General features: G+C 71.0%; 20 protein-coding genes. 11 read left to right on the top strand and 9 right to left on the bottom strand.

Annotated elements, in window-relative coordinates:
* The first annotated feature begins 4 nt into the window (after nt 1-4).
* From nuoE to recQ, 11 genes are all read left to right on the top strand, one after another.
* Nucleotides 5-823: an NADH-quinone oxidoreductase subunit NuoE gene (gene nuoE, locus ACIP63_RS09105; protein WP_401515032.1), complete on the top strand. Its 819-nt coding sequence runs from the start codon at nt 5-7 to the stop codon at nt 821-823.
* On the top strand, nt 820-2,196 hold the full coding sequence (gene nuoF, locus ACIP63_RS09110) for an NADH-quinone oxidoreductase subunit NuoF (RefSeq protein ID WP_401512856.1): 1,377 nt from the start codon (nt 820-822) through the stop codon (nt 2,194-2,196). The genes nuoE and nuoF overlap by 4 nt, the downstream gene beginning before the upstream one ends.
* Entirely contained in the window at nt 2,193-4,700 is a 2,508-nt protein-coding gene (locus ACIP63_RS09115; RefSeq protein ID WP_401512858.1) for an NADH-quinone oxidoreductase subunit G, read from the top strand. The genes nuoF and ACIP63_RS09115 overlap by 4 nt, the downstream gene beginning before the upstream one ends.
* Nucleotides 4,697-6,145 (top strand): NADH-quinone oxidoreductase subunit NuoH, encoded by a 1,449-nt coding sequence (gene nuoH, locus ACIP63_RS09120; RefSeq protein WP_401512861.1) that lies wholly within the window; start codon nt 4,697-4,699, stop codon nt 6,143-6,145. The genes ACIP63_RS09115 and nuoH overlap by 4 nt, the downstream gene beginning before the upstream one ends.
* The gene (nuoI, locus tag ACIP63_RS09125) at nt 6,138-6,734 is read left to right on the top strand and encodes an NADH-quinone oxidoreductase subunit NuoI (RefSeq protein ID WP_401512864.1); all 597 of its coding nucleotides are present in this window, start codon (nt 6,138-6,140) and stop codon (nt 6,732-6,734) included. The genes nuoH and nuoI overlap by 8 nt, the downstream gene beginning before the upstream one ends.
* The gene (locus ACIP63_RS09130; protein ID WP_401512867.1) at nt 6,731-7,585 is read left to right on the top strand and encodes an NADH-quinone oxidoreductase subunit J; all 855 of its coding nucleotides are present in this window, start codon (nt 6,731-6,733) and stop codon (nt 7,583-7,585) included. Before nuoI ends, ACIP63_RS09130 begins: the two co-directional genes overlap by 4 nt.
* On the top strand, nt 7,582-7,881 hold the full coding sequence (gene nuoK, locus ACIP63_RS09135; protein ID WP_014154680.1) for an NADH-quinone oxidoreductase subunit NuoK: 300 nt from the start codon (nt 7,582-7,584) through the stop codon (nt 7,879-7,881). The genes ACIP63_RS09130 and nuoK overlap by 4 nt, the downstream gene beginning before the upstream one ends.
* A 12-nt stretch (nt 7,882-7,893) precedes the next feature.
* Entirely contained in the window at nt 7,894-9,789 is a 1,896-nt protein-coding gene (nuoL, locus tag ACIP63_RS09140) for an NADH-quinone oxidoreductase subunit L (RefSeq protein ID WP_401512870.1), read from the top strand.
* A gap of 4 nt (nt 9,790-9,793) precedes the next feature.
* Nucleotides 9,794-11,365, top strand: coding sequence for an NADH-quinone oxidoreductase subunit M (locus tag ACIP63_RS09145; RefSeq protein ID WP_401512873.1), 1,572 nt, complete (start codon nt 9,794-9,796; stop codon nt 11,363-11,365).
* Nucleotides 11,362-13,026 (top strand): NADH-quinone oxidoreductase subunit NuoN, encoded by a 1,665-nt coding sequence (gene nuoN, locus ACIP63_RS09150; protein WP_401512876.1) that lies wholly within the window; start codon nt 11,362-11,364, stop codon nt 13,024-13,026. The genes ACIP63_RS09145 and nuoN overlap by 4 nt, the downstream gene beginning before the upstream one ends.
* Before the next feature lie 119 nt (nt 13,027-13,145).
* Nucleotides 13,146-15,116: a DNA helicase RecQ gene (recQ, locus tag ACIP63_RS09155; protein ID WP_401512879.1), complete on the top strand. Its 1,971-nt coding sequence runs from the start codon at nt 13,146-13,148 to the stop codon at nt 15,114-15,116.
* Nucleotides 15,117-15,138: 22 nt separating this feature from the next.
* On the opposite strand, the gene ACIP63_RS09160 is transcribed toward recQ, so the two are convergent.
* The 9 genes from ACIP63_RS09160 to fahA form a co-directional block, all read right to left on the bottom strand.
* Nucleotides 15,139-15,738: a Uma2 family endonuclease gene (locus ACIP63_RS09160; RefSeq protein WP_401512882.1), complete on the bottom strand. Its 600-nt coding sequence runs from the start codon at nt 15,736-15,738 to the stop codon at nt 15,139-15,141.
* Between the two features lie 83 nt (nt 15,739-15,821).
* Nucleotides 15,822-18,548, bottom strand: coding sequence for a fumarate reductase/succinate dehydrogenase flavoprotein subunit (locus ACIP63_RS09165; protein ID WP_401512885.1), 2,727 nt, complete (start codon nt 18,546-18,548; stop codon nt 15,822-15,824).
* Between the two features lie 5 nt (nt 18,549-18,553).
* Nucleotides 18,554-19,300 (bottom strand): ABC transporter ATP-binding protein, encoded by a 747-nt coding sequence (locus ACIP63_RS09170; protein WP_401512888.1) that lies wholly within the window; start codon nt 19,298-19,300, stop codon nt 18,554-18,556.
* Nucleotides 19,297-20,160 carry an ABC transporter permease gene (locus ACIP63_RS09175; RefSeq protein WP_401512890.1) on the bottom strand — a complete coding sequence of 288 codons (864 nt, stop codon included), beginning with the start codon at nt 20,158-20,160 and terminating at the stop codon, nt 19,297-19,299. The genes ACIP63_RS09170 and ACIP63_RS09175 overlap by 4 nt, the downstream gene beginning before the upstream one ends.
* The gene (locus tag ACIP63_RS09180; protein ID WP_401512893.1) at nt 20,157-21,530 is read right to left on the bottom strand and encodes an ABC transporter substrate-binding protein; all 1,374 of its coding nucleotides are present in this window, start codon (nt 21,528-21,530) and stop codon (nt 20,157-20,159) included. The genes ACIP63_RS09175 and ACIP63_RS09180 overlap by 4 nt, the downstream gene beginning before the upstream one ends.
* A 15-nt stretch (nt 21,531-21,545) precedes the next feature.
* The gene (locus ACIP63_RS09185; RefSeq protein ID WP_033297536.1) at nt 21,546-21,773 is read right to left on the bottom strand and encodes a ferredoxin family protein; all 228 of its coding nucleotides are present in this window, start codon (nt 21,771-21,773) and stop codon (nt 21,546-21,548) included.
* Nucleotides 21,774-21,814: 41 nt separating this feature from the next.
* The gene (locus ACIP63_RS09190) at nt 21,815-22,585 is read right to left on the bottom strand and encodes a GntR family transcriptional regulator (RefSeq protein WP_393757802.1); all 771 of its coding nucleotides are present in this window, start codon (nt 22,583-22,585) and stop codon (nt 21,815-21,817) included.
* 153 nt (nt 22,586-22,738) lie between these two features.
* Entirely contained in the window at nt 22,739-23,410 is a 672-nt protein-coding gene (locus ACIP63_RS09195) for a GPP34 family phosphoprotein (protein ID WP_401512897.1), read from the bottom strand.
* Nucleotides 23,407-24,636, bottom strand: coding sequence for a fumarylacetoacetase (gene fahA / locus ACIP63_RS09200; protein WP_401512900.1), 1,230 nt, complete (start codon nt 24,634-24,636; stop codon nt 23,407-23,409). Before fahA ends, ACIP63_RS09195 begins: the two co-directional genes overlap by 4 nt.
* Nucleotides 24,637-24,695: the final 59 nt, after the last annotated feature.

The following is a 24,695-nucleotide window of genomic DNA, read 5'->3' on the forward strand; positions in this document are numbered from 1 at the left end:
GGGGATGCCGCAGCTCCCCGCCCCCGCCTACCCGGCCGAGGTGCTCACCCGGCTCGAAGCGGACGCGAAGGAGGTGATCGCCCGCTACCCCGGCAGTCGCTCCGCCCTGCTGCCGCTGCTGCACCTGGTGCAGTCCGAGGAGGGATACGTATCCCGTACGGGCATGGCCTTCTGCGCCGACCAGCTCGGACTCACCACCGCCGAGGTCACCGCGGTCGCCACCTTCTACACGATGTACCGCCGCCGGCCGAGCGGTGAGTACCAGGTCGGCGTCTGCACCAACACCCTGTGCGCGGTCATGGGCGGCGACGCCATCTTCGACCGGCTCAAGGACCATCTGGGCGTCGGCAACGACGAGACGACCGAGGACGGCAAGGTCACGCTCGAACACATCGAGTGCAACGCGGCCTGCGACTTCGCGCCCGTCGTGATGGTGAACTGGGAGTTCTTCGACAACCAGACGCCGGAGAGCGCGACGCGGCTCGTCGACGACCTGATCGCCGGCCGCACCGTCGAGCCCACCCGGGGCGCGCCCCTCTGCACGTACAAGGAGACCGCCCGGATCCTGGCCGGCTTCCCCGACGAACGCCCCGGCGCCGTCGAGGCGAGCGGCGGAGCGGGCGCGGCCTCCCTGGTCGGTCTGAAGCTGGCCAAGGGCGAGGGCGGACCGCACGCGCGCGTGGTCGGACAGCGGGGCGAGGCGCCCGGGGACGCACAGCCGCAGAAGGGCGCCGAGCACCTCAGCTCGCACGACGCGCCGCAGCAGACCTCGGCCTCCGACCCGGACAACCCGGCCGGGCCCGCAGCCGAGGAGGGGGAGTGATGACGTTGGCAGCCGAGATCGACAAGAACGGGACCAGCCCGGAGAAGCTCCTGGCCCCTGTCCTCTCCTCCTTCTGGGACGAGCCGGAGTCCTGGACGCTGGACACCTACCACCGCCATGACGGATACGAGGGCCTGCGCAAGGCCCTGGCCATGGCGCCCGACGACCTCATCGCGTACGTCAAGGACTCCGGTCTGCGCGGACGCGGGGGCGCGGGCTTCCCCACCGGGATGAAGTGGCAGTTCATCCCGCAGGGCGACGGCAAGCCGCACTACCTCGTGGTCAACGCCGACGAGTCGGAGCCCGGGACCTGCAAGGACATCCCGCTCCTCTTCGCGAACCCGCACAGCCTCATCGAGGGCATCGTGATCGCCTGTTACGCGATCCGCTCCTCGCACGCCTTCATCTATCTGCGCGGCGAGGTCGTGCCCGTACTGCGGCGGCTTCACGAGGCCGTGCGCGAGGCGTACGAGGCGGGCTACCTCGGGACGAACATCCTGGGTTCCGGGCTCGACCTGGAACTCACCGTGCACGCGGGCGCCGGGGCGTACATCTGCGGTGAGGAGACCGCACTGCTCGACTCGCTCGAAGGACGGCGCGGCCAGCCCCGGCTGCGGCCCCCCTTCCCCGCGGTCGCCGGTCTGTACGCCTGCCCCACCGTCGTGAACAACGTCGAGTCCATCGCCTCGGTTCCCGCGATCCTGAACAAGGGCAAGGACTGGTTCAAGTCGATGGGCAGCGAGAAGTCCCCGGGCTTCACGCTGTACTCGCTCAGCGGACACGTCACCAGCCCCGGACAGTACGAGGCCCCGCTCGGCATCACCCTGCGGCAGCTGCTCGACATGAGCGGCGGCATCCGGGCCGGGCACCGCCTGAAGTTCTGGACCCCCGGGGGCTCCTCGACTCCGATGTTCACCGACGAACACCTCGACGTCCCCCTGGACTACGAGGGCGTGGGCGCCGCCGGATCCATGCTCGGCACCAAGGCGCTGCAATGTTTCGACGAGACCACCTGCGTGGTGCGCGCCGTCACCCGCTGGACCGAGTTCTACGCCCATGAGTCCTGCGGCAAGTGCACACCGTGCCGCGAGGGGACGTACTGGCTGGTCCAGCTGCTCCGCGACATCGAGGCCGGCAAGGGCCAGATGTCCGACCTCGACAAGCTCAACGACATCGCCGACAACATCAACGGCAAGTCGTTCTGCGCACTCGGCGACGGCGCCGCCGCGCCGATCTTCTCCTCGCTGAAGTACTTCCGCGAGGAGTACGAGCAGCACATCACCGGCAAGGGCTGCCCCTTCGACCCGGCCAGGTCGACCCTCTGGGCCGACGACAAGGACGACAAGAACGCTCACCGGGGGGTGAACGCATGACAGTCACCACGAGTGCGCCCTCCGGGGGCGGCGAGGCGGCCGTTCCGCCCGAGGACCTCGTCACGCTCACGATCGACGGCATCGAGATCAGCGTCCCCAAGGGGACCCTGGTCATCCGCGCCGCCGAGCTCCTCGGCATCGAGATCCCGCGCTTCTGCGACCACCCGCTCCTCGACCCGGCCGGCGCCTGCCGGCAGTGCATCGTCGAGGTCGAGGGCCAGCGCAAGCCGATGGCCTCCTGCACCATCACGTGCACCGACGGCATGGTCGTGAAGTCGCAGATCACCTCGTCCGTCGCGGAGAAGGCCCAGAAGGGGGTGATGGAGCTCCTGCTCATCAACCACCCGCTGGACTGCCCGGTCTGCGACAAGGGCGGCGAGTGCCCCCTGCAGAACCAGGCGATGTCGCACGGCGGCGCCGACTCCCGCTTCGACGGGAAGAAGCGCACCTTCGAGAAGCCCGTCCCCATCTCCACCCAGGTGCTGCTGGACCGCGAGCGGTGCGTGCTCTGCGCGCGATGCACCCGGTTCTCCAACCAGGTGGCGGGCGACCCGATGATCGAGCTGATCGAGCGCGGCGCGCTCCAGCAGGTCGGCACCGGCGAGGGCGACCCCTTCGAGTCGTACTTCTCCGGGAACACCATCCAGATCTGCCCGGTCGGGGCGCTGACCTCGGCGGCGTACCGCTTCCGCTCCCGGCCCTTCGACCTGGTGTCGACGCCCTCGGTGTGCGAGCACTGCGCCGGCGGCTGCGCCACCCGGACCGACCACCGGCGCGGCAAGGTCATGCGGCGGCTCGCCGCCAACGACCCCGAGGTCAACGAGGAGTGGCTCTGCGACAAGGGCCGCTTCGGCTTCCGCTACGCCCAGCAGCGCGACCGGCTCACCACGCCGCTCGTACGCAACGCCGAGGGCGTGCTGGAGCCGGCGAGCTGGCCGGAGGCGCTGGAAGCGGCGGCGGCCGGACTCTCGGGTGCGCGCGGCAGGACCGGCGTGCTCACCGGAGGGCGGCTGACGGTCGAGGACGCCTACGCGTACAGCAAGTTCGCGCGGGTCGCCCTCGACACCAACGACATCGACTTCCGGGCCCGCGTCCACAGCGGTGAGGAAGCCGACTTCCTCGCCGCGCGGGTGGCCGGGCGCGGCCGCGACCTGGACGGCAGCGGGGTCACCTACACCGCGCTGGAGAAGGCGCCGGCCGTCCTGCTGGCCGGCTTCGAGTCCGAGGAGGAGGCGCCCGGCGTCTTCCTCCGGCTCCGCAAGGCCTTCCGCAAGCACGGGCAGCGGACGTTCGCGCTCGCCTCGCACGCCAGCCGGGGCCTGGAGAAGGCGGGTGGCACCCTGCTCCCCGCGGCTCCCGGCACCGAGACCGAATGGCTGGACGCCCTCGCGGGCGGGGTCGGCCTGGAGGCCGAAGGCGCCGCGGCGGCCGAGGCGCTGCGCGGCGAAGGCGCCGTGATCGTGGTGGGCGAGCGGCTCGCCGCGGTGCCCGGCGGACTGACCGCCGCACTGCGCACCGCCGCCGCGACCGGGGCCGCACTGGTGTGGATCCCGCGCCGGGCCGGCGAACGCGGCGCGCTGGAGGCGGGCGCGCTCCCGTCCCTGCTGCCGGGCGGCCGTCCCGCGACGGACCCCAGGGCCAGGGAGGAGGTGGCGTCCGTCTGGGGCGTCGCCGAACTCCCCGCCCGCTTCGGCCGCGACACCGGCCAGATCGTGGAGGCGGCGGCCACCGGTGAGCTGGGCGCGCTGCTGGTCGCGGGGGTCGACCCCGAGGACCTGCCCGACCCGGCCCGCGCGATCGAGGCACTGGACGAGGTCGGCTTCCTCGTATCGCTGGAGCTGCGGCCCGGCGCGGTGACCGAGCGCGCCGACGTGGTGCTCCCGGTCGCGGCCGTCGCGGAGAAGCCCGGCACCTTCCTCAACTGGGAAGGCAGGGCGCGGATGTTCGAGGCGGCGTTGAAGCCCGAGCAGCTGCCGAGGACGCTCTGCCCGACCGACGCGCGGGTGCTGCACATGCTGGCCGACGCCCTCGGCGTACGCCTCGGACTGCCCGACCTGAGGGCGGCCCGCCGCGAACTCGACCGCCTCGGCGGCCGGCAGGGCGGTTACGCCGACGACCCGCGGGCGACGTCCCGTCCGGTGCCCCGGCCCGGAGACGGCGAGGCGGTCCTCGCGGGCCACCGGATGCTGCTCGACCGGGGCCGGCTCCAGGAGGGCGACGAGGCGCTGGCCGGTACCCGGCACGCGGCCGTAGCCCGGCTCTCCCCGGTCACCGCCGCCGAGTCCGGGGTGAAGGACGGCGATCTGCTGGCCGTCACCGGACCCGCGGGCACCACCGAACTCCCGCTGGCGGTGACCGAGATGCCGGACCGGGTGGTGTGGGTGCCGCTCAACTCCGTCGGCCGGGGCGTCCCCGCCGATACCGGCGCCCAGCCGGGCGGACTCGTCCGGATCGGTCCGGCCGCCCCGGGTTCCCACGTCGTGACAACGGAGGTAGGAGAGTGACCGGCCTCGCCCAACTCACCACGGCACCGCAGGGCACCGTCCTTGCCGCCGAGGACCTCTCCATGTTCGGCACGGACCCCTGGTGGCTCGTCGTCGTCAAGGCGGTGTTCTGCTTCGCGTTCCTGATGCTGACCGTGCTGTTCGCCATCGTGTGGGAGCGCAAGGTCCTCGCCTGGATGCAGCTGCGCATCGGCCCGAACCGGCACGGCCCCTGGGGCATGCTCCAGTCGCTCGCCGACGGCGCCAAGCTGATGCTCAAGGAAGACGTCGTCGTCAAGCGTGCCGACAAGTTCGTCTACATCCTGGCCCCGATCGTGGCCGCCGTACCGGCGTTCATGGCGATCGCGGTCATCCCGTTCGGCCCGTCGGGCAACGAGGTGTCGATCTTCGGGCACCGTACGACGATGCAGCTGACCGACCTGCCGATCGCGATGCTGTACATCCTCGCGGTCGCCTCCGTCGGCATCTACGGCATCGTGCTGGCCGGCTGGTCCTCCGGATCGACGTACCCGCTGCTCGGCGGTCTGCGCTCCTGCGCCCAGATGATCAGCTACGAGATCGCGATGGGCGCCGCGTTCGCCTCGGTGTTCCTCTACTCGGGTTCGATGTCGACGTCGGAGATCGTGGCGGCTCAGGAGGACCGCTGGTTCATCCTCCTGCTGCCGGTCTCCTTCATCATCTACATCGTCACGATGGTCGGCGAGACCAACCGGGCACCGTTCGACATGCCGGAGTCCGAGGGCGACCTGGTCGGCGGCTTCAACACCGAGTACTCCTCGATCAAGTTCGCGATGTTCATGCTCGCCGAGTACGTCAACATGGTCACCGTCTCCGCGGTCTCCGCGACCCTGTTCCTGGGCGGCTGGCGGGCTCCGTACCCGGTCAGCACCTTCTGGGAGGGCGCGAACCACGGCTGGTGGCCGATGCTCTGGTTCGTCATCAAGGTGCAGCTGCTCCTCTTCTTCTTCATCTGGCTGCGCGGCACGCTGCCCCGCGTCCGCTACGACCAGCTGATGAAGCTCGGCTGGAAGGTCCTGATCCCGGTCTCCGTGGTCTGGCTGATGCTGGTCGCCACCGTGAGGGCGCTGAACAACGAGGGCTACGACTACTCGAAGATCCTGCTGTACGTCGCCGGAGCCGTGATCGCGGTCCTGCTGATCTCCTTCGTCGCCGACATGTTCCGCGACCGGAAGGCGAAGGCCGCCGAGGAGGCGGCCGGACCGGAGCCGGCGTTCGACCCGATGGCGGGCGGATATCCCGTGCCGCCGCTGCCCGGGCAGTCCCTGCCGCCGGTGCCGCGCCGCAGGCCACGACGCGAGCGGGAACTCGTTGTCAGTGGCGGGCCGGACACTCGGAGTGACGACCAGGTGGGTGCCGGAAGTTCGAGTGCCGGAAGTTCGAGTGCCGGAAGTTCGAGTGTCGGAAAGGAGGCTGACGGTGTCTGAGTCATCAGAGCCCTCAGGGGAGAAGTTCCAGAATCCTGTGGCCGGCTTCGGCGTGACCTTCAAGGCCATGTTCAAGAAGCGGCTCACGGAGCAGTACCCGGAAACGCAGAAGGTGACAGCGCCGCGCTTCCACGGCCGGCACCAGCTCAACCGCCACCCGGACGGGCTGGAGAAGTGCGTCGGCTGCGAGCTCTGCGCCTGGGCGTGTCCGGCGGACGCGATCTACGTCGAGGGCGCGGACAACACGGACGAGGAGCGCTACTCCCCGGGCGAGCGCTACGGCCGCGTCTACCAGATCAACTACGCACGCTGCATCCTGTGCGGGCTCTGCATCGAGGCGTGCCCCACGCGGGCACTGACCATGACCAACGACTTCGAGCTCGCCAACACCACCCGCGAGAGCCTCATCTACACCAAGGACGAGCTGCTCGCGGGGCTCGAGGACGGCATGGTCGACAGCCCGCACGCGATCTTCCCCGGCATGGACGAGCAGGACTACTACCGCGGTCTGGTGACCGAGGCGTCTCCCGGCACGGAGCGCCAGGTCGCCGTCTCCAAGGGAGAAGCGGACAAGGAGGTGGACGCGTGACCTCCACCCTGGCCGCAGCGGCCACCGCCACCTCGACCGGTGAGGCCGTCCAGTTCTGGATCCTCGGCACCGTCGCCGTCATCGGCGCCCTCTGCACCGTCCTGATGAAGAAGGCGGTGCACAGCGCGCTGTCGCTCGCCGGCACCATGATCGTGCTGGCGGTCTTCTACCTCGCCAACGGCGCCTACTTCCTGGGCATCGTGCAGGTCGTCGTCTACACCGGCGCGATCATGATGCTGTTCCTCTTCGTGGTCATGCTCGTCGGTGTCACGGCGGCCGACTCGCTGAAGGAGACGCTCAAGGGGCAGCGCTGGCTGGCCGCGGCCTGCGGACTCGGCTTCGGCATCCTGCTGATCGCCGGCATCGGGCAGGCGTCCCTCACGTCCTTCAACGGTCTGGGAGCGGCGAACGCCCGGCACGGCGGAAACGTCGAGGGCCTCGCCAACCTCATCTTCACGAAGTACGTCTTCGCGTTCGAGATCACCGGCGCCCTGCTGATCACGGCGACCGTCGGCGCGATGCTGCTCACGCACCGCGAGCGCACCGAGCGCGCCAAGACGCAGCGCGAGCTCTCCCAGGAGCGGGTGCGCAGCAGCCATGTGCCGCCGCTGCCGGCCCCCGGCGTCTACGCCCGGCACAACGCCGTGGACATCGCGGGCCTGCTCCCGGACGGCACCCCGTCCGAGCTCACCGTCATGCAGACGCTGCGGCAGCGCGGCCAGATCCGCGATGTCTCCAGCGAGTCGCTCGCCGACCTCAAGGCGCTGGAACAGCGCTCCGGGGAGCGGCTCGGCCGTGACCGCGGACCAGTCCGTGACCAGGCGGAAGAAGAGGAGGAGGTCGCCAAGTGAATCCCGTCAACTACCTCTACCTCGCGGCCCTTTTGTTCACGATCGGCGCCTCCGGCGTGCTGATCAGGCGGAACGCGATCGTGGTGTTCATGTGCGTCGAGCTGATGCTCAACGCCTGCAACCTCACGCTCGTCGCGTTCTCCCGGATGCACGGCAACCTCGACGGACAGATCATCGCCTTCTTCACGATGGTCGTCGCCGCCGCGGAGGTCGTCATCGGGCTCGCGATCATCGTGTCGCTGTTCCGCTCCCGCCACTCGGCCTCGGTCGACGACGCCAGCCTGATGAAGCTGTAAGGGGTCGGAATCGTGGAAAACCTGATTGCGCTGCTGGTCGCGGCGCCCCTGCTCGGAGCGGCGGTCCTGCTCTGCGGCGGCCGCCGGCTCGACCGGGCCGGACACTGGATCGGCACGGTGCTCGCCGCCGCGTCGTTCGTCATCGGTGTCGTGCTCTTCACCGACATGCTCGGCAAGGGCGCCGAAGACCGCGCCCTGCACCAGAAGCTGTTCAGCTGGATCCCCGTCGAGGGGTTCCAGGCCGACGTGGCCTTCCAGCTCGACCAGCTGTCGATGACGTTCGTCCTGCTGATCACGGGTGTGGGCACACTGATCCACATCTACTCCATCGGCTACATGGAGCACGACGAGCGCCGCCGCCGCTTCTTCGGCTATCTGAATCTCTTCCTCGCGGCGATGCTCATCCTGGTCATCGCCGACAACTACCTCCTGCTGTACGTCGGGTGGGAGGGCGTCGGCCTGGCGTCGTACCTGCTCATCGGCTTCTGGCAGCACAAGCCCAGCGCGGCCACCGCCGCCAAGAAGGCCTTCCTGGTCAACCGGGTCGGCGACATGGGCCTGTCCATCGCGATCATGCTGATGTTCACCACCTTCGGCACGTTCGCCTTCGGACCGGTGCTCGAAGCGACCGGCGACACGAGCGAGGGCAAGCTCACCGCGATCGGCCTGATGCTGCTCCTCGCCGCGTGCGGCAAGTCGGCCCAGGTGCCGCTGCAGTCCTGGCTCGGTGACGCGATGGAGGGCCCGACCCCGGTCTCGGCCCTCATCCACGCCGCCACCATGGTCACCGCGGGCGTCTACCTCATCGTCCGCTCCGGCGCGATCTTCAACGCGGCGCCCGACGCCCAGCTGGTCGTCGTGGTCGTCGGCGCCGTCACGCTCCTCTTCGGTGCGATCGTCGGTTGCGCGAAGGACGACATCAAGAAGGCCCTCGCCGGGTCGACGATGTCTCAGATCGGCTACATGATCCTGGCCGCCGGCCTCGGCCCCATCGGCTACGTCTTCGCGATCATGCACCTGGTGACGCACGGCTTCTTCAAGGCGGGGCTCTTCCTCGGCGCCGGTTCGGTCATGCACGGCATGAACGACGAGGTGGACATGCGGAAGTACGGCGGCCTGCGGACGTACATGCCGGTCACCTTCGTCACCTTCGGCCTGGGCTATCTCGCCATCATCGGCTTCCCCGGTCTGTCCGGCTTCTTCTCCAAGGACATGATCATCGAGGCGGCCTTCGCCAAGGGCGGCACCGAGGGCTGGATCCTCGGCTCCGTCACCCTGCTGGGCGCCGCGATCACCGCGTTCTACATGACGCGCGTGATGCTGCTGACGTTCTTCGGCGAGAAGCGCTGGCAGCCCGACGCCGAGGGCCATGAGCCGCACCCGCACGAGTCACCGAAGTCGATGACGATCCCGATGATCGTGCTGGCCTTCGGGTCGGTCTTCGCCGGAGGCTTCTTCTCCATCGGGGACCGCTTCATGCACTGGCTGGAGCCCGTCACCGGACACGACCACGGACACGCCCCGGTCAGCGCGACCACCGTCACCGCCGCCACCATGGTGGTGCTCGTCATCGGTGTCGCCATCGCCTGGGTCATGTACGGGCGCAGGCCCGTACCCTCCGTCGCCCCGCGCGGCTCCCTGCTCACCAGGGCGGCCCGCCGGGACCTCCTCCAGGACGACTTCAACCACGTGGTCCTGGTCCGCGGCGGCGAACACCTCACCCGCTCCCTGGTCTACGTCGACCACACCCTGGTCGACGGTGTCGTCAACGGCACGGCCGCCTCGATGGGCGGGCTGTCCGGCCGGCTGCGCAAGCTGCAGAACGGTTATGCCCGCTCCTACGCGGTCTCGATGTTCGGCGGTGCGGCGGTCCTCATCGCCGCGACCCTGCTGATGAGGGCGGTCTGATCCCATGTCCTTTCCCCTCCTGACAGCGACGGCGGCGCTCCCGGCGATCGGCGCGATCGCCACCGCCGCGGTCCCGGCCGCCCGGCGCACCGCGGCCAAGTGGCTCGCGCTGCTCGTCTCGCTGGCGACGCTCGTGCTCGCGGGCATCGTGTTCGCCCGCTTCGAACCGGGCGGCGACCGCTACCAGCTCACCGAATCACACGCCTGGATCAAGGACTTCGGCGTCCGGTACGAACTGGGCGTCGACGGCATCGGGGTGGCGCTCCTCGCGCTCACCGCGCTGCTGATCCCCTTCGTCATCCTGGCCGGCTGGCACGACGCCGATCCCCTGGAGACCAACTCCAGCCGCTGGCGGCCGACCCAGGGCTTCTTCGCCCTGATCCTGATGGTCGAAGCGATGGTGATCCTGTCCTTCGTGGCCACCGACGTCTTCCTCTTCTACATCCTCTTCGAAGCCATGCTCATCCCGATGTACTTCCTCATCGGTGGCTTCGGGGACCGGGCGCACGCGGGGAGCGACGAGAACGCGGCGGCGCAGCGCAGCTACGCGGCGGTGAAGTTCCTCCTGTACAACCTCGTCGGCGGGCTCATCATGCTGGCCGCCGTCATCGGGCTCTACGTCGTCGCGGGGAGCTTCTCGCTCTCCGAGATCGCCGAGGCCCGGGCCAACGGCTCGCTGGACATGGCGACCTCCACCGAGCGGTGGCTGTTCCTCGGGTTCTTCTTCGCCTTCGCGGTGAAGGCCCCGCTGTGGCCGCTGCACACCTGGCTGCCCAACGCCATGGGGGAGGCGACCACGCCGGTCGCCGTCCTGATCACCGCGGTCGTCGACAAGGTCGGCACGTTCGCGATGCTCCGCTTCTGCCTCCAACTGTTCCCGGAGGCCAGCAAGTGGGCGACGCCGGTGATCATCGTCCTGGCACTGGTCTCCATCGTCTACGGCGCTCTGCTCGCCGTCGGGCAGCGCGACATCAAGCGGCTCATCGCCTACGCGTCGATCTCGCACTTCGGCTTCATCGTGCTCGGCATCTTCGCGATGACCAGCCAGGGCCAGTCGGGCGCCACGCTCTACATGGTCAACCACGGGCTCTCGACGGCCGCGCTGATGCTGGTCGCCGGATTCCTGATCACCCGGCGGGGGTCGCGGCTCATCGCCGACTACGGCGGGGTGCAGAAGGTGGCGCCCGTCCTGGCGGGAACCTTCCTCATCGGCGGCCTGGCCACGCTCTCGGTGCCCGGCCTCGCCCCGTTCGTCAGTGAGTTCCTGGTCCTGGTCGGCGCGTTCAGCGCGTACCCGGTGGCCGGGATCATCGCCACCGTCGGCATCGTGCTCGCCGCGCTCTACGTCCTCGTCCTCTACCAGCGGACGATGACGGGGCCGGTCAGGGAGGGGATCGGGGGCATGCCCGACCTCAAGGTCCGTGAGCTGGCGGTGGCCCTTCCGCTGATCGCCCTGCTGATCTTCCTGGGCGTCTTCCCGAAGCCGCTCACCGAGGTCGTCAACCCGGCGGTCCAGCACACCATGCACGACGTACAGAAGAAGGACCCCCAGCCCGAGGTGGAGGCCGCCAAGTGAGCGCAACAGCTGTCCACAGCCTGTGGACGACGGCGGGCGAGGTGACATCGGCTGCCCCGGGCGACAAGTTCACCGCTCCGACCATCGAGTACGCCCAGCTGGCACCCGTCCTGATCGTGGTCGGTGCCGCAGTCGTCGGGATCCTGGTGGAGGCGTTCGTCCCGCGACGGGCCCGCTACACCACCCAGGTGCTCCTGACGGTGGTCGCGATCGCCGCCGCGTTCGCCGCGGTGGTGGGACTCGCCGCCGACGGGTACGCCACGAAGAACGCGCACATCGCCGCGATGGGCGCCGTCGCCGTCGACGGACCCGCCCTGTTCCTCCAGGGCACCATCCTGCTGGTCTCCATGGTCTCCGTCTTCACGTTCGCCGAGCGGCGCCTCGATCCGGCCTCGCACGGCAACCGCGTGGACTCCTTCGCCGCCCAGGCCGGTTCGGTGCCCGGCAGCGAGGGGGAGAAGGCCGCGGTCAAGGCCGGGTTCACCACCACCGAGGTCTTCCCGCTGGCCCTCTTCTCCGTGGCGGGCATGCTGGTCTTCCCGGCGGCCAACGACCTCCTGACGCTCTTCGTGGCGCTCGAGGTCTTCTCGCTCCCGCTCTACCTCCTCTGCGCCGTCGCCCGCCGCAAGCGGCTGATGTCGCAGGAAGCCGCCGTGAAGTACTTCCTGCTCGGCGCCTTCTCCTCGGCCTTCCTGCTCTTCGGGATCGCCCTGCTCTACGGATACGCGGGCACCGTCTCGTACGCGGGCATCGCGAACGTCGTGGACGGCAGCGTCCAGCAGATCGACCCGGCGCTCGCCTCCACCATGGGCAACGACGCGCTGCTGCTGATCGGCGGCGCGATGATCCTCATGGGCCTGCTCTTCAAGGTCGGCGCGGTCCCGTTCCACATGTGGACCCCGGACGTCTACCAGGGAGCCCCGACCCCGGTCACCGGCTTCATGGCCGCCGCCACGAAGGTCGCCGCGTTCGGCGCGCTGCTGCGCCTGCTGTACGTGGTGCTGCCCGGCCTCACCTGGGACCTGCGTCCCGTCATGTGGGGTGTCGCGATCGTCACGATGCTGGGCGGGGCGATCGTCGCGATCACCCAGACCGACATCAAGCGGCTCCTGGCCTACTCCTCGATCGCACACGCGGGCTTCATCCTCGCCGGTGTCATCGCGGCCAGCCCGGAAGGCGTCTCCTCGGTCCTCTTCTACCTCGGGGTGTACTCCTTCGTGACCGTCGGTGCCTTCGCCGTCGTCACCCTGGTGCGGGACGCGGGCGGAGAGGCGACCCATCTGTCGAAGTGGGCCGGTCTCGGCCGGCGCTCGCCGCTGACCGCGGCGGTCTTCGCGGTGTTCCTGCTGTCCTTCGCCGGCATCCCGCTCACCTCGGGCTTCTCCGGCAAGTTCGCCGTCTTCAAGGCGGCGGCGGACGGCGGCGCGGGAGGCCTCGTCGTGGTCGGTGTGATCTCCTCGGCCATCGCCGCGTTCTTCTACATCCGGGTCATCGTCCTGATGTTCTTCAGCGAGCCGAAGGCGGACGGCCCGACGGTCGCCGTCCCGTCCCCGCTGACGATGACGACGATCGCCGTCGGGGTCGCCGTGACCCTGGTCCTCGGCCTCGCCCCGCAGTACTTCCTCGACCTGGCGAGCCAGGCGGGGGTGTTCGTGCGGTAACGGCGCGCGGACGCGCTGCGACGCCGGACGGCCTTGGAAAAGTCAAGGCCGTCCGGCGTTGTCGTAGGCGGCGCCTATGGTTGCCGGTGACGGGTGAAGACGGACGGACGGGCGCGACCATGAGTGTGACGACCGAGAGCGCTGCGCAGCAGACGCTGCACCGGGTGTTCGGTTACGAGGCGTTCCGCGGCGAGCAGGGCGCGGTGATCGAGCATGTCGTCGAGGGCGGCGACGCGGTGGTGCTCATGCCCACCGGCGGCGGCAAGTCCCTCTGCTACCAGATCCCCGCGCTGGTCAGGCCCGGCACCGGTGTCGTGGTCTCCCCGCTGATCGCGCTCATGCAGGACCAGGTGGACGCCCTGCGCGCGCTGGGGGTCCGCGCGGGCTTCATGAACTCCACGCAGGACTTCGACGAGCGCCGCTCGATGGAGGCCCAGTTCGTCGCCGGTGAGCTCGACGTGCTGTATCTGGCCCCCGAGCGGCTGCGCCTCGATTCGACGCTCGCGCTGCTGGCCCGCGGCGAGATCTCCGTCTTCGCCATCGACGAGGCCCACTGCGTCGCCCAGTGGGGCCACGACTTCCGCCCCGACTACCTGGCCCTGTCCGTGCTGGGTGAGCGCTGGCCCGACGTACCCCGTATCGCGCTGACGGCCACGGCGACCGATGCCACGCACCGGGAGATCACCCAGCGCCTCGGCATGCCCGACGCCAGGCACTTCGTGGCCAGCTTCGACCGGCCGAACATCCAGTACCGCGTCGTGGGGAAGTCCGACCCGAAGAAGCAGCTGCTGACCTTCCTGAAGGAGGAGCACGCGGGGGACGCCGGGATCGTCTACTGCCTCTCGCGCAACTCCACGGAGAAGACCGCCGAGTACCTCTGCCGCAACGGCATCGAGGCCGTGCCGTACCACGCGGGTCTGGACGCCGGCACGCGCGCCGCCCACCAGTCGCGCTTCCTGCGCGAGGAGGGCCTGGTCGTCGTCGCGACCATCGCGTTCGGCATGGGCATCGACAAGCCGGACGTGCGTTTCGTCGCCCACCTCGACCTGCCGAAGTCCGTCGAGGGCTATTACCAGGAGACGGGCCGCGCGGGGCGGGACGGGGCACCGTCCACGGCCTGGATGGCGTACGGGCTCCAGGACGTCGTCCAGCAGCGCAAGCTGATCCAGGGCGGCGAGGGCGACGAGGCCTTCAGGCGGCGTGCGGCCGCGCACCTGGACTCGATGCTGGCGCTCTGCGAGACCGTCCAGTGCCGCCGGGCCCAGCTCCTGACGTACTTCGGCCAGGAGCCCGGCGCCGAGAGCTGCGGCAACTGCGACACCTGCCTGACCCCGCCGGAGACCTGGGACGGCACCGTGGTCGCCCAGAAGCTGCTGTCCACCGTGGTCCGGCTGAAGCGGGAGCGGAACCAGAAGTTCGGGGCCGGCCAGATCATCGACATCCTGCTGGGCCGCCGCACGGCCAAGGTCATCCAGTTCGACCACGACCAGCTCTCGGTCTTCGGTATCGGCGAGGAGCTGTCCGAAGCGGAGTGGCGCGGTGTCGTGCGCCAGCTGCTCGCCCAGGGGCTGCTCGCCGTCGAGGGTGAGTACGGCACGCTGGTGCTGACCGAGGAGAGCGGTTCCGTGCTCGGCCGGGAGCGCGAGGTGCTGCTGCGCAAGGAGCCGAAGAGGCCCACGACGCGGTCCGGCGGCTCGGGCGAGCGCAAGGCCAAGTCGGCGGCGGCCGTGGCCGACCTGCCCGCCGAGGCCGTCCCGGTCTTCGAGGCGCTGCGCGCCTGGCGCGGCGCCCAGGCGAAGGAGCTGGGCCTCCCGGCGTACGTGATCTTCCACGACGCGACACTGAGGGAGATCGCGGCCCTGCGCCCCACGACCCTGGCGGAGCTGGGCGGGGTCAGCGGTCTCGGCGAGAAGAAGCTCGCGACGTACGGCGATGGCGTGCTGGAGGTCCTGGCGGGGCTGGGGGACACGGCCCCCGCCGCCGCTCCGGAGCCGGACGCGGCTCCCTCACCGGTGCCACCCGCTCGGACCCCGGTCCAGGACGCGGACCCGGAGTTCGGCTGGGACGAGGAGCCGCCGGAGTTCGAGTGAGCCGGGGCGGGGCGCGCGGGCGCTATCGGGAGTCCGCTGTCAGGCGGCGCGGGAGGATGGCGGTGAGGTCGAAGTCGGCCTCGAAGGGGACGGAGACCTTCATCCGGTCGTGGAAGACCCCGGTGGAGGTGTAGGAACCGGTGGCCGGCTCCAGCTCGAACACGTAGACCACGGCACGACCGTTGTGGTTCTCCACCCGCCAGAAGTGCGGGATCTTCACCCGGGCGTATTTCACCGGCTTCGTCTCCCGGTCGCGGGACCCGGACTCCGGCGAGACGACCTCGATGGCCAGGCGGACGGACTCGGCAGGGAGACGAGTCCGGTCCAGGTTCTGCATGACCTCGTCGTCCACGACGATCACATCGGGTTCGGGCCGGTTGAAGCGGTCGATGTCGATGGTGAACCGGCCCACGACTTCCAGACCGGGCGGGGCCGAGGACCGCAGTTGCCCCGAGAAGAAGCTGACCGCTGCTGAGTGGAACAGCGTCTGCGGGCACGCGAAGACCAGGCTCGCGTCGATCAGCTCGGTGTGCGGAGGCAGATTCGGAAGCGTGTCCAGGTCATCGGCGGTCCAGCCGCCCAGGGGCGGTACCGCCCATCGCGGCTCGGGCTCGATGCTCATCGTTGCTCCATACGACGAGTCTCCCGGGCATCCAGGGGTTTCGCCGGGCGATCCGGTCAAGCCCACCCGCACGCGTGCACGAGTCACGCGCCGTTGACCACCGCCCCCCGCGCCGCGTACGCGCGCACGTCCGCGTCCGGGTCCGTGAGCACCCCGGCCAGGGCCTTTCGGGCCGCCTGGTGGGACGTGTGGTTCAGCAGCGCCAGGACAGCGGCCTTGCGCACATCGGCGTTCGGGTCGGCCAGCGCCCCGGTCAGCGGCGCGACCGCGGAAGCCGGCTCCGCCGAGGAGAGCGCCGTCGCCGCCCCCGCCCTGACCTGCCAGGCCGGATCGGAGAGGGCGCCGACCACCGTTCCCGCGTACGCGGGAGGGCACCCCGTCGCCGCGAGCGCCGCCAGGGCCGCCGCCCGCACCAGCGGGTCGGGATCGTCGAGCAGCGGTACCAACGGTTCAGGCCCGGGGGAGCGGGTGGCCGCCAACCCCTTGGCGACGGCCACCCGGACCTCCCGGGACGGGTCCGTCACGGCCCTGGCCAGCAGGTCTGCGGCGTCCACCGAGACCAGGGCGCTCACCGTGTGGACCCGTACGCCGATGTCGGGGTCGCCGAGCGTGCGCGCGTACAGCTCCGCGTCCCCCAGCCGCAGCGCCCGCAGGGTGTCCAGCGCGGTGGCGCGTACGACGGGGTCCTCCGAGCCCAGCGCCACCACCAGCGGTTCGCGCAGGGCCTCTTCGGCCGGCAGCACCTCGACCAGCTCCCGCAGGGACGCGGCGGCAGCCGCTCGCACCGACGGAGCGGGGTCCGCGAGCGTGGCCGCCAGCGCGGGCCCCGCGCCCGCCGGGGTCGACTCGGTGAGCGCCGCCACCGCCGCCCGCCGGACCGCCGGGTCCGGGTCGGTCAGATACGGGGCGAGATCCGGCAGCTCCGGCTGGTCCTCGGCCAGCGCCAGCAGCTCCAGGATCCGGGGGGAGGGCCCGGCCGAAGCGGAGTCGGCGGCCCCGGGCCGCACGGGCGCCGTCGAGCCGGAAGGGGCCGACTCCCGTGCCCCGGCCGTCGCCACCTGCTCCGCCTCGACCTCGCCGAGCTCCCGCGAGACCCCGCCCACCGGGTCGAAACCGTCCACCGGCACGAGATAGGGCGCCACCGGCCGGGCCGTGAACGTCATCGCCCCCGAAGCGGACTTACGCAGGTCCAGGTGGTGGAACCAGTCCGTGTCGTCGCGCTCCGGATGGTCCGTACGCTCGTGGTACAGCCCCCAGCGGGACTCCGTGCGGGCCAGGGAGGAGCGCGCCGCCATCTCCGCGCAGTCCCGGATGAAGCTCACCTCCGCGCACCGCATCAGCTCGTGCGGGGTGGTTGCCCCCATCTCCCCGATGTCCGTACGCATCCGCTCGAAGGACTCCAGCGCCAGCGAGAGCCGCGCCCCCGACTTGGGCGGCGCCACGTAGTCGTTCACGAACCGGCGCAGCTTGTACTCGACCTGGGTCTGCGGCGGGCCGTCCGGGTTGCGCAGCGGCCGGTAGATCAGCTCGTGGGCCTCGCGTAGCTGCTGCGCGGGGAGTTCGCCCTCGTAGGCCGTGTACTGCGAGGCGTCGGCGCCCGCCAGATCGCCGTAGACGAACGCGCCGATCATGTAGTTGTGGGGGACGCAGGCCAGGTCCCCGGCCGCGTACAGGCGCGGCACCGTCGTGCGGGCCCGGTCGTCGACGCGGACGCCGGAGGCCGAGTGGCCGCCGCACAGGCCGATCTCGGAGATGTGCATCTCGATGTCGTGGGTGCGGTAGTCATGGCCCCGGTTGGCGTGGAACGTGCCGCGCGTCGGCCGTTCCGTGGTGTGCAGGATGCCCTCCAGGGCGCTGACGGACTCCTCGGGGAGGTGGCTCAGCTTCAGATACACCGGCCCCCGGTCCGAGGCGACCTCCGCCGCGAACTCGGACATCATCTGCCCCGACCAGTAGTCGGAGTCGACGAACCGCTCGCCGTGCCGGTTCACCTGGTAGCCGCCGAACGGGTTGGCGACGTAGGCGCAGGCCGGGCCGTTGTAGTCCTTGATCAGCGGGTTGATCTGGAAGCACTCGATCCCGGTCAGCTCGGCGCCCGCGTGGTACGCCATGGCGTAGCCGTCACCCGCGTTCGTGGGGTTCTCGTACGTCCCGTAGAGGTAGCCGGAGGCGGGCAGTCCGAGCCGGCCGCACGGCCCGGTGGCCAGCACGACGGCACCGGCGCGGACCGTGACGAACGCTCCGGTACGGGTGTTGAAGGCCGCCGCCCCGATCGCCCTGCCGTCGTCACCGGTGAGGATCCGGACGGGCATCACCCGGTTCTCGATGCGGATCCGCTCCCGCATCTCCCGGCGCCGCAACTGCCGGTAGAGGACCTTCTTGACGTCCTTGCCCTCGGGCATCGGCAGGACGTACGAGCCGGAGCGGTGCACCTGCCGGACGGCGTACTCCCCGTGCTCGTCCTTCTCGAACTTCACCCCGTACGACTCCAGCCGCCGCACCATTCCGTAGCCGCGCACGGCGGTCTGCCGGACGGTGGACTGGTCGACGATGCCGTCGTTGGCCCGGGTGATCTCGGCGACGTAGTCGTCGGGTTCGGCCCGGCCCGGGATCACCGCGTTGTTCACGCCGTCCATGCCCATGGCGAGGGCGCCCGAGTGCCGGACGTGCGCCTTCTCCAGCAGCAGGACGGAGGAGCCGTGCTCGGCGGCGGTGAGCGCGGCCATCGTGCCGGCCGTGCCGCCCCCGACGACCAGTACGTCGCAGGAGAGTTCCTCGGCGTCGGCGAGGGCGGGGATCTGCACGGTCATGCCTTTCAGTGGGCGGGGGTGAGTGATTCGAGGACCTCGCGGCGCAGCGCGACGGTGGCCGGGTCGGCGTGCGCGGCGCGTTCGCGCGGACGCGGTACGTCCAGGACACGGCCGGTGGGCAGCAGAGCGACCCGGTCACCGAGAAAGAGCGCCTCGTCCACGTCGTGCGTGACGAAGACGACCGTGGCGCCCGTGCCGTGCAGGACGTCGACGAGCAGTTGCTGCATCCCGGCCCTGGTCTGGGCGTCCAGGGCGCCGAAGGGCTCGTCCATCAGGACCGCGCGCGGCTCGGCCGCCAGAGCGCGGGCCAGCTGGACGCGCTGGCGCTGACCGCCGGAGATCCGGTGCGGGAGCTTCGCGCCGTGCCCGTCCAGGCCGACCCGGGCCAGCCAGGACTCGGCGCGTGCCCGGCGTTCGGCCCGTGCGAAACCCCGGATGGCCAGGGGCAGTTCGACGTTCGCCCGCACCGTGCGCCACGGCAGCAGGGCGTCGTCCTGGAAGACGAGGGCACGCTCGGCGCGGGGCGTGGTGATCGCCTCACCGTCCTGGACGACCTCGCCGCCGAGGGCGGGCAGCAGCCCGGCCAGGGTGCGCAGCAGCGTGGACTTGCCGCAGCCGGAGGGACCGACGACGGCGAGGATCTCACCGGGTACGACATCGAGGTCGATCCCCTCCAGGACGGGGGCCCCGGCCCTGCCGAGCACGGCACCGCGCAGGGTGAGCCGGACGCCTCGGTACGTGGTGGTGGTCATGGGTGCACCCGCTCCTTCGCGAGGGGGGCCGTCGCTGCGGCCGGGGACACGGTCCGCCGCTGCCGTACGGGCGGCGACGGCGGACGGTTCTCCGTACGCGGCAGCCACCGCGTGAGCCGGCGGCCCAGCAGCTCCACCGCCGTCGAGGTGATCCACCCGAGCAGGCCGATCGTGGCCATCCCGACGAAGACCCCCGGATAGTCGACGACCGTGTAGTCCTGCCAGGTGCGGTAGCCGACCCCGTACTCGCCGGAGATCATCTCTGCGGAGATCACACAGATCCACGACACCCCGATGCCGACGGAGAGCCCGCCGAGGATGCCGGGGAGCGCGCCGGGCAGGACGACGGAGCCGAGGATCCGCCACCGGCCGCCGCCCATGGTCAGGACCGCCTCCTCCCACACCGGGGTGAGCGCCCGCACCGCGTGCCGGGTGGAGACCATGACCGGGAAGAACGCCGCCGTGCAGGTGATGAAGACGATGCCCTGCTCGTTGCTGGGGAAGAGCAGGATCGCCACGGGCACGAGGGCGATCGCCGGTACCGGGCGGATCACTTCGAGGACGGGGCCCAGCAGGTCCGAGGCGATCCGGGACCGTGCGACGGCCGTGCCGACCGTGATGCCGAGGACGGCGGCCAGGGCGAAGCCGGTGACGATCCGGGTCAGGCTGTCGGTGAGGTCCTGCCAGTACGCGTCGCTGCCGAGCCGGTCGCCGAACGCCCCGGCCACATCGGTCACCGTGGGGAACTGCTCGAAGCGCAGCCACAGACTGACGTCGTAGGTGGTCAGCAGCTGCCAGACACCCAGCGCGGCCACCAGTGACAGGGCCCGCAGCGCGGCCGACCACCGCCGCCCCCTCATGAGGCGCGGGCCAGTTCGAGCGCGGTGGCGTACGGGACGATACGCGCGCCCGGGTGCGCGGCGGCGTCCGCGCGGGCCGCGGATCCGGTGACGTACGGCCTCAGCTCCGTGCCGTCCGACACCCAGACGGCCCGGTCCGCGAACCACAGGGTGCCGGTGCCGGCGTCGGGGACGTACGCGGCGCGGACCTTGCCCTTGTGCGCGGCGGCGTACCGCAGGACCTCGGCGGGGGTGGCGAAAGCCGTTGTGGTGTCCTGGCCCTTCAGCCAGACCTCCCCGCCCCGCGCGGCGGGCGGGCCGGCGGCCCGTGCCTTCGCGTAGGCGGAGCCGTACACCCGCTTCACGTACCGCTCGTCGACGAAGTCGTCGACGTCCACGTCACCGACCAGCTTCGCCGACCGCAGCACCGGGACGTCCTTCTTGAGCGCCCCCACCAGGGCGGGCTTCACCGTCGTGTCGAACGTGGCGATGCCCTGAGCGCCGTTGTAGAGGTGGACGACCTCGGCGGGCAGTCCCGTCGCCTTCGCCACCGACTCGGAGGCCGCCACCGGGTGCTCGTGCAGATAATCCGTCGCCCGGCCCTGTGCCCGGAGGAAGTCCTCCAGCACGGCGGGCCGCTTCTCCGCGAAGTCCTCGACGACGGTGACGCCGTGGAAGGTGGGAAGATTCAGCTCCGCCCCGTCGTAGAGGGCCTCGGCCTTGCCCTGGAAGGCGAGCAGCCCGGGCCACGCCACGAACTGCGACAGGGCGTCGGCGCTGCCGGCCTGGAGTGCCGACGCCCCCACGGCGGGCTGCTGGTTGAGCTTGCGGATGTCCTTCTCCGGGTCGAGCCCGGCCTGCTGGAGCGCCCGGACGAGCGTCCCGTCGGCGGCCGAACCGACGCTCGTGGAGACCTTCCTGCCGCGCAGGTCCTCCAGGGAGCGAAGACCGGAATCAGGGCCGGTCACCACGGTGTTGAGGCCGCCGCGCAGGTTGTAGCCGGTCACCGAGACCAGCTTGGTCGGACGGTTCAGCTGCTTGCCGCGCGCCGCGTTGATCAGCAGCGGGAAGTCGCCCATCGAGCCGATGTCGATCTTTCCCGCGGTCATCTGGGCCGTGATCGGGGCGCCGGTCGCGTAGTCCTGCCACTTCACCTCGTACGTGACGCCGTCGCGCTCCCCTCGGGCGCGCAGCTCGTCCTCGAAGTAGCCGAGCGACCGCAGCAGGGTGCCCGCCGTGACGGTGTTGATGGTCCTGGACTGATAGCCGACGGTCACCGTGACCGTGTCGTCGTCACCCGCGCTCGCCTGGCCGCCGCAGCCCGCGGTGAGCAGGACGAGCAGTGCGGAGGTCAGCAGGGCCCCGGCAGTACGGCTTGCCGTTCGTCGCATGGGAGGAGAGGCCTTTCACCGGAGGAGGTAGGGCATGTTGACCGTGACCGCGTCGGTGGGACACCGGGCCGCGCACGGGCCGCAGTACCAGCACTCGTCGACGTGCATGTAGGCCTTGCCGCTGTCCGGGTGGATGGCCAGGGAGTCGAGTGGACACATGTCGACGCAGAGGGTGCAGCCGTCGATGCACTTGGACTCGTCGATGGTCACGGGCACGTCGGCCCGCTGGGGCGCCAGAGGCATGGCGGTCTCCAGGAAAGAGGGGGAAGAGGGGGAAGAGGGGGTCAGTCGGACCTGTGCAGCAGGCCGCTCATGCTGATGCGGTCACCGCGGAACCGGATGAACTCCAGGTCCACGGGCCGCCCGTCACAGAGATGGGTGAGGCGTTCCAGCATCAGGACGGCGGCGCCCTGCGGGGTCTCCAGGACGGCGGCGGAGTGCGCGTCGGCGTTGACGGCCTCCATGGTGATCTCGGCGGTGCCGAGCGGCCGGCCGGTCAGGGACTCCAGCAGCCGGAAGACATCGGTGTTCTCCAGGTCGCACCCCAGCAGCCCGGCTCCGATGTCCATCGGGATGTACGTGAGGTCGAGCGACAGCGGCAGCCCGTTCAGCAGCCGGCGCCGCTCGATGTAGAGAACGTCGGTGTGCTCAGCGATCCCGAGCCGGCGCGCGACGGGGCCCGGCGCGGGCACGGGGCCGACGGTGCGTACCTCGTTGGTGACCCGGCCGTGTTCGTGGAGCGTCTCGGCCAGGCCCTGGAGCCGGTCCAGGCGGTGCGGGTACCGCTCGCTGACGACGACGGTGCCGACCCCCGGCTGCCGTTCCACCAGGCCTTCGGCGCGGAGCAGGTCAAGGGCCTGGCGGACGGTGTTGCGGGAGACGCGGTAGTCACTGCCGATGGCGTCCTCGAAGGGCAGCACCCCGCCCGGGAAGCCGCCCGTACGCACCTGGTGGCGCAGCAGGTCGGCCAGCAGCCGGGCATGGTCCGCGCGCAGCCGGCGCCGACGGGCGGCGGCGACGGGCACGGTGTGCTCACGGGTGCGTTCGGCTGGCATGCGCTGGACCATACCGACGGGGTCCGCGCGATGGTGTTGCCACAGTGTTGCGCCACCTGCGGAGGCCGGGCGTACCGCCGTGACCAGGTGTTCTCCGCCCGGCCGGTGAAGATCTGCCACCCGGACGACCACCCCTCGGACACCAGGGGGGCGTCAGCCGTCGCCGCCCCCGCCACCGCCGTCCCCGCCCCCGGCCGCTGCGGCCTTGTCCTGGCGCACATTGCGGTGCACGGCCTGCGCCGGCCACTCCTCGCGGGCCAGGGACCGCACCGCCGCGCGCGTGCGGCGGTCGCCCCGCTTCACCACGGACGGCAGCTCCACCGCCGCCGCCAGCGCCGCGAGCAGACGGTCCCCGCGGTCGGGGAAGCCGGCCGCACGGGCCTCCTCGAAGCGCTGCCGCACCTGCTCCGCCGGGGAGGCGGGGCCCGCCGGGTGCCGGTGGAACGGGAACAGGCCGAGGAAGCGGCGGGACTCCCGGCGCAGGACGCCGCGCTCCACCAGGGCGTCCAGATACAGCCCTTCGGCCCGGCGTCCCGACTGCCGCACCCAGCGCCGGGACGGGATCCCCGAGCCGAACCTGCTCTTGCCCGGCGGCGGAAGGCTCCGCAGGAACACCGCGAGCAGCGGATCCGGCGGGTCCAGCGGATTCACGACGACCACCCGGCCGCGCTCCTCGGCGATCCGCCCCTGGAGCTCCAGCTCCGCCAGGACCGCCCCGGCGACGCCGTACTCCAGGAACCGGCCCCGGCAGTACGGCTTGCCGCGTACGGGATCCAGTGCGAGCAGCAGCAGCCTCTCGGGGAGCGTGGGCGCGGTGCCGGTCACGCTGCGGCCGTGATCCGTCCGGTGACCTCGCCGAGCCCGACCCGCGTGCCGTGCGGTCCGGGCGCCCAGGCGGTCAGGGTGACGGTGTCGCCGTCCTCCAGGAACGTCCGCTTGCCGTCGGCCAGGTCCAGCGGATCGCGGCCGTTCCAGGTGAGTTCGAGCAGGGAGCCGCGCTGGCCGGGCTCCGCGCCGCTGACGGTGCCGGAGCCGTACAGGTCGCCCGTGCGCAGCGACGCGCCGTTCACCGTCATCTGCGCCAGCTGCTGGGGAGCCGTCCAGTACATGGAGGAGAACGGGGGCTCGGAGACGGTCTGTCCGTTGATCTCCACCGAGATCCGGATGTCGAAGCCGCCCGGCTCCTCGTCGTCCGCGTCCTCCAGATAGGGGAGCAGCTCGGCGTCACGGGCCGGCGGCGCCGTCCGGGCCGCGTCCAGCGCCTCCAGCGGAGTCACCCACGCCGACACGGACGTCGCGAAGGACTTGCCGAGGAACGGGCCCAGCGGCACGTACTCCCAGGCCTGGATGTCCCGCGCCGACCAGTCGTTGAGCAGGGAGAGCCCGAAGACGTGCTCGCGGAAGTCACCGAGCGCCACGGGGGAGCCCTGCTCCGAGGGGACACCGACGACGAAGCCGACCTCGGCCTCGATGTCCAGCTTCACCGAGGGGCCGAAGACGGGGACGGGGTCGGCCGGTGCCTTGCGCTGCCCGGAGGGGCGCACCACGTCCGTGCCGGAGACGACGACCGTGCCGGCCCGCCCGTGGTAACCGATCGGCAGGTGCTTCCAGTTGGGGGTGAGGGCCGCGCCGTCGGGACGGAAGATCCGCCCCACGTTGGTGGCGTGGTGCTCACTGGCGTAGAAGTCGACGTAGTCCGCGACCTCGTACGGCAGGTGCAGGGTCACCGAGTCGAGCGGGTACAGCAGGGGTTCCAGGTCCGGGCGGTGGGACGGGACCGTCACCCAGGCCGTCAGTGCCCGCCGCACGTCCCGCCACGCGGTGCGCCCCGCCGCCAGCAGCGGCATCAGGCTGGGCTGCGCCAGCAGCCGGGCGTAGGGCGAACCCAGTGCGTGGGCCGCCGCCCCGGCGTCCAGCACGTGATTCCCCACACGGACTCCGACCCTCCGGTCCTCGGGGTGTCCAGGGATGGAGAACACGCCGTACGGAAGGTTGTGCGGACCGAAGGGATCGCCCTCGGCCAGGTCGAGCGGGCTGCTCTGCTCGGGCATCTGTCGCTGCCCCTTTCCAGTCGCTTGAGGAACACGGTACGTGGCCGCCGTCGGCGGGC

It is taken from the genome of Streptomyces sp. NPDC088746 (genome assembly GCF_044751065.1).
Taxonomy (GTDB): Bacteria; Actinomycetota; Actinomycetes; order Streptomycetales; family Streptomycetaceae; genus Streptomyces.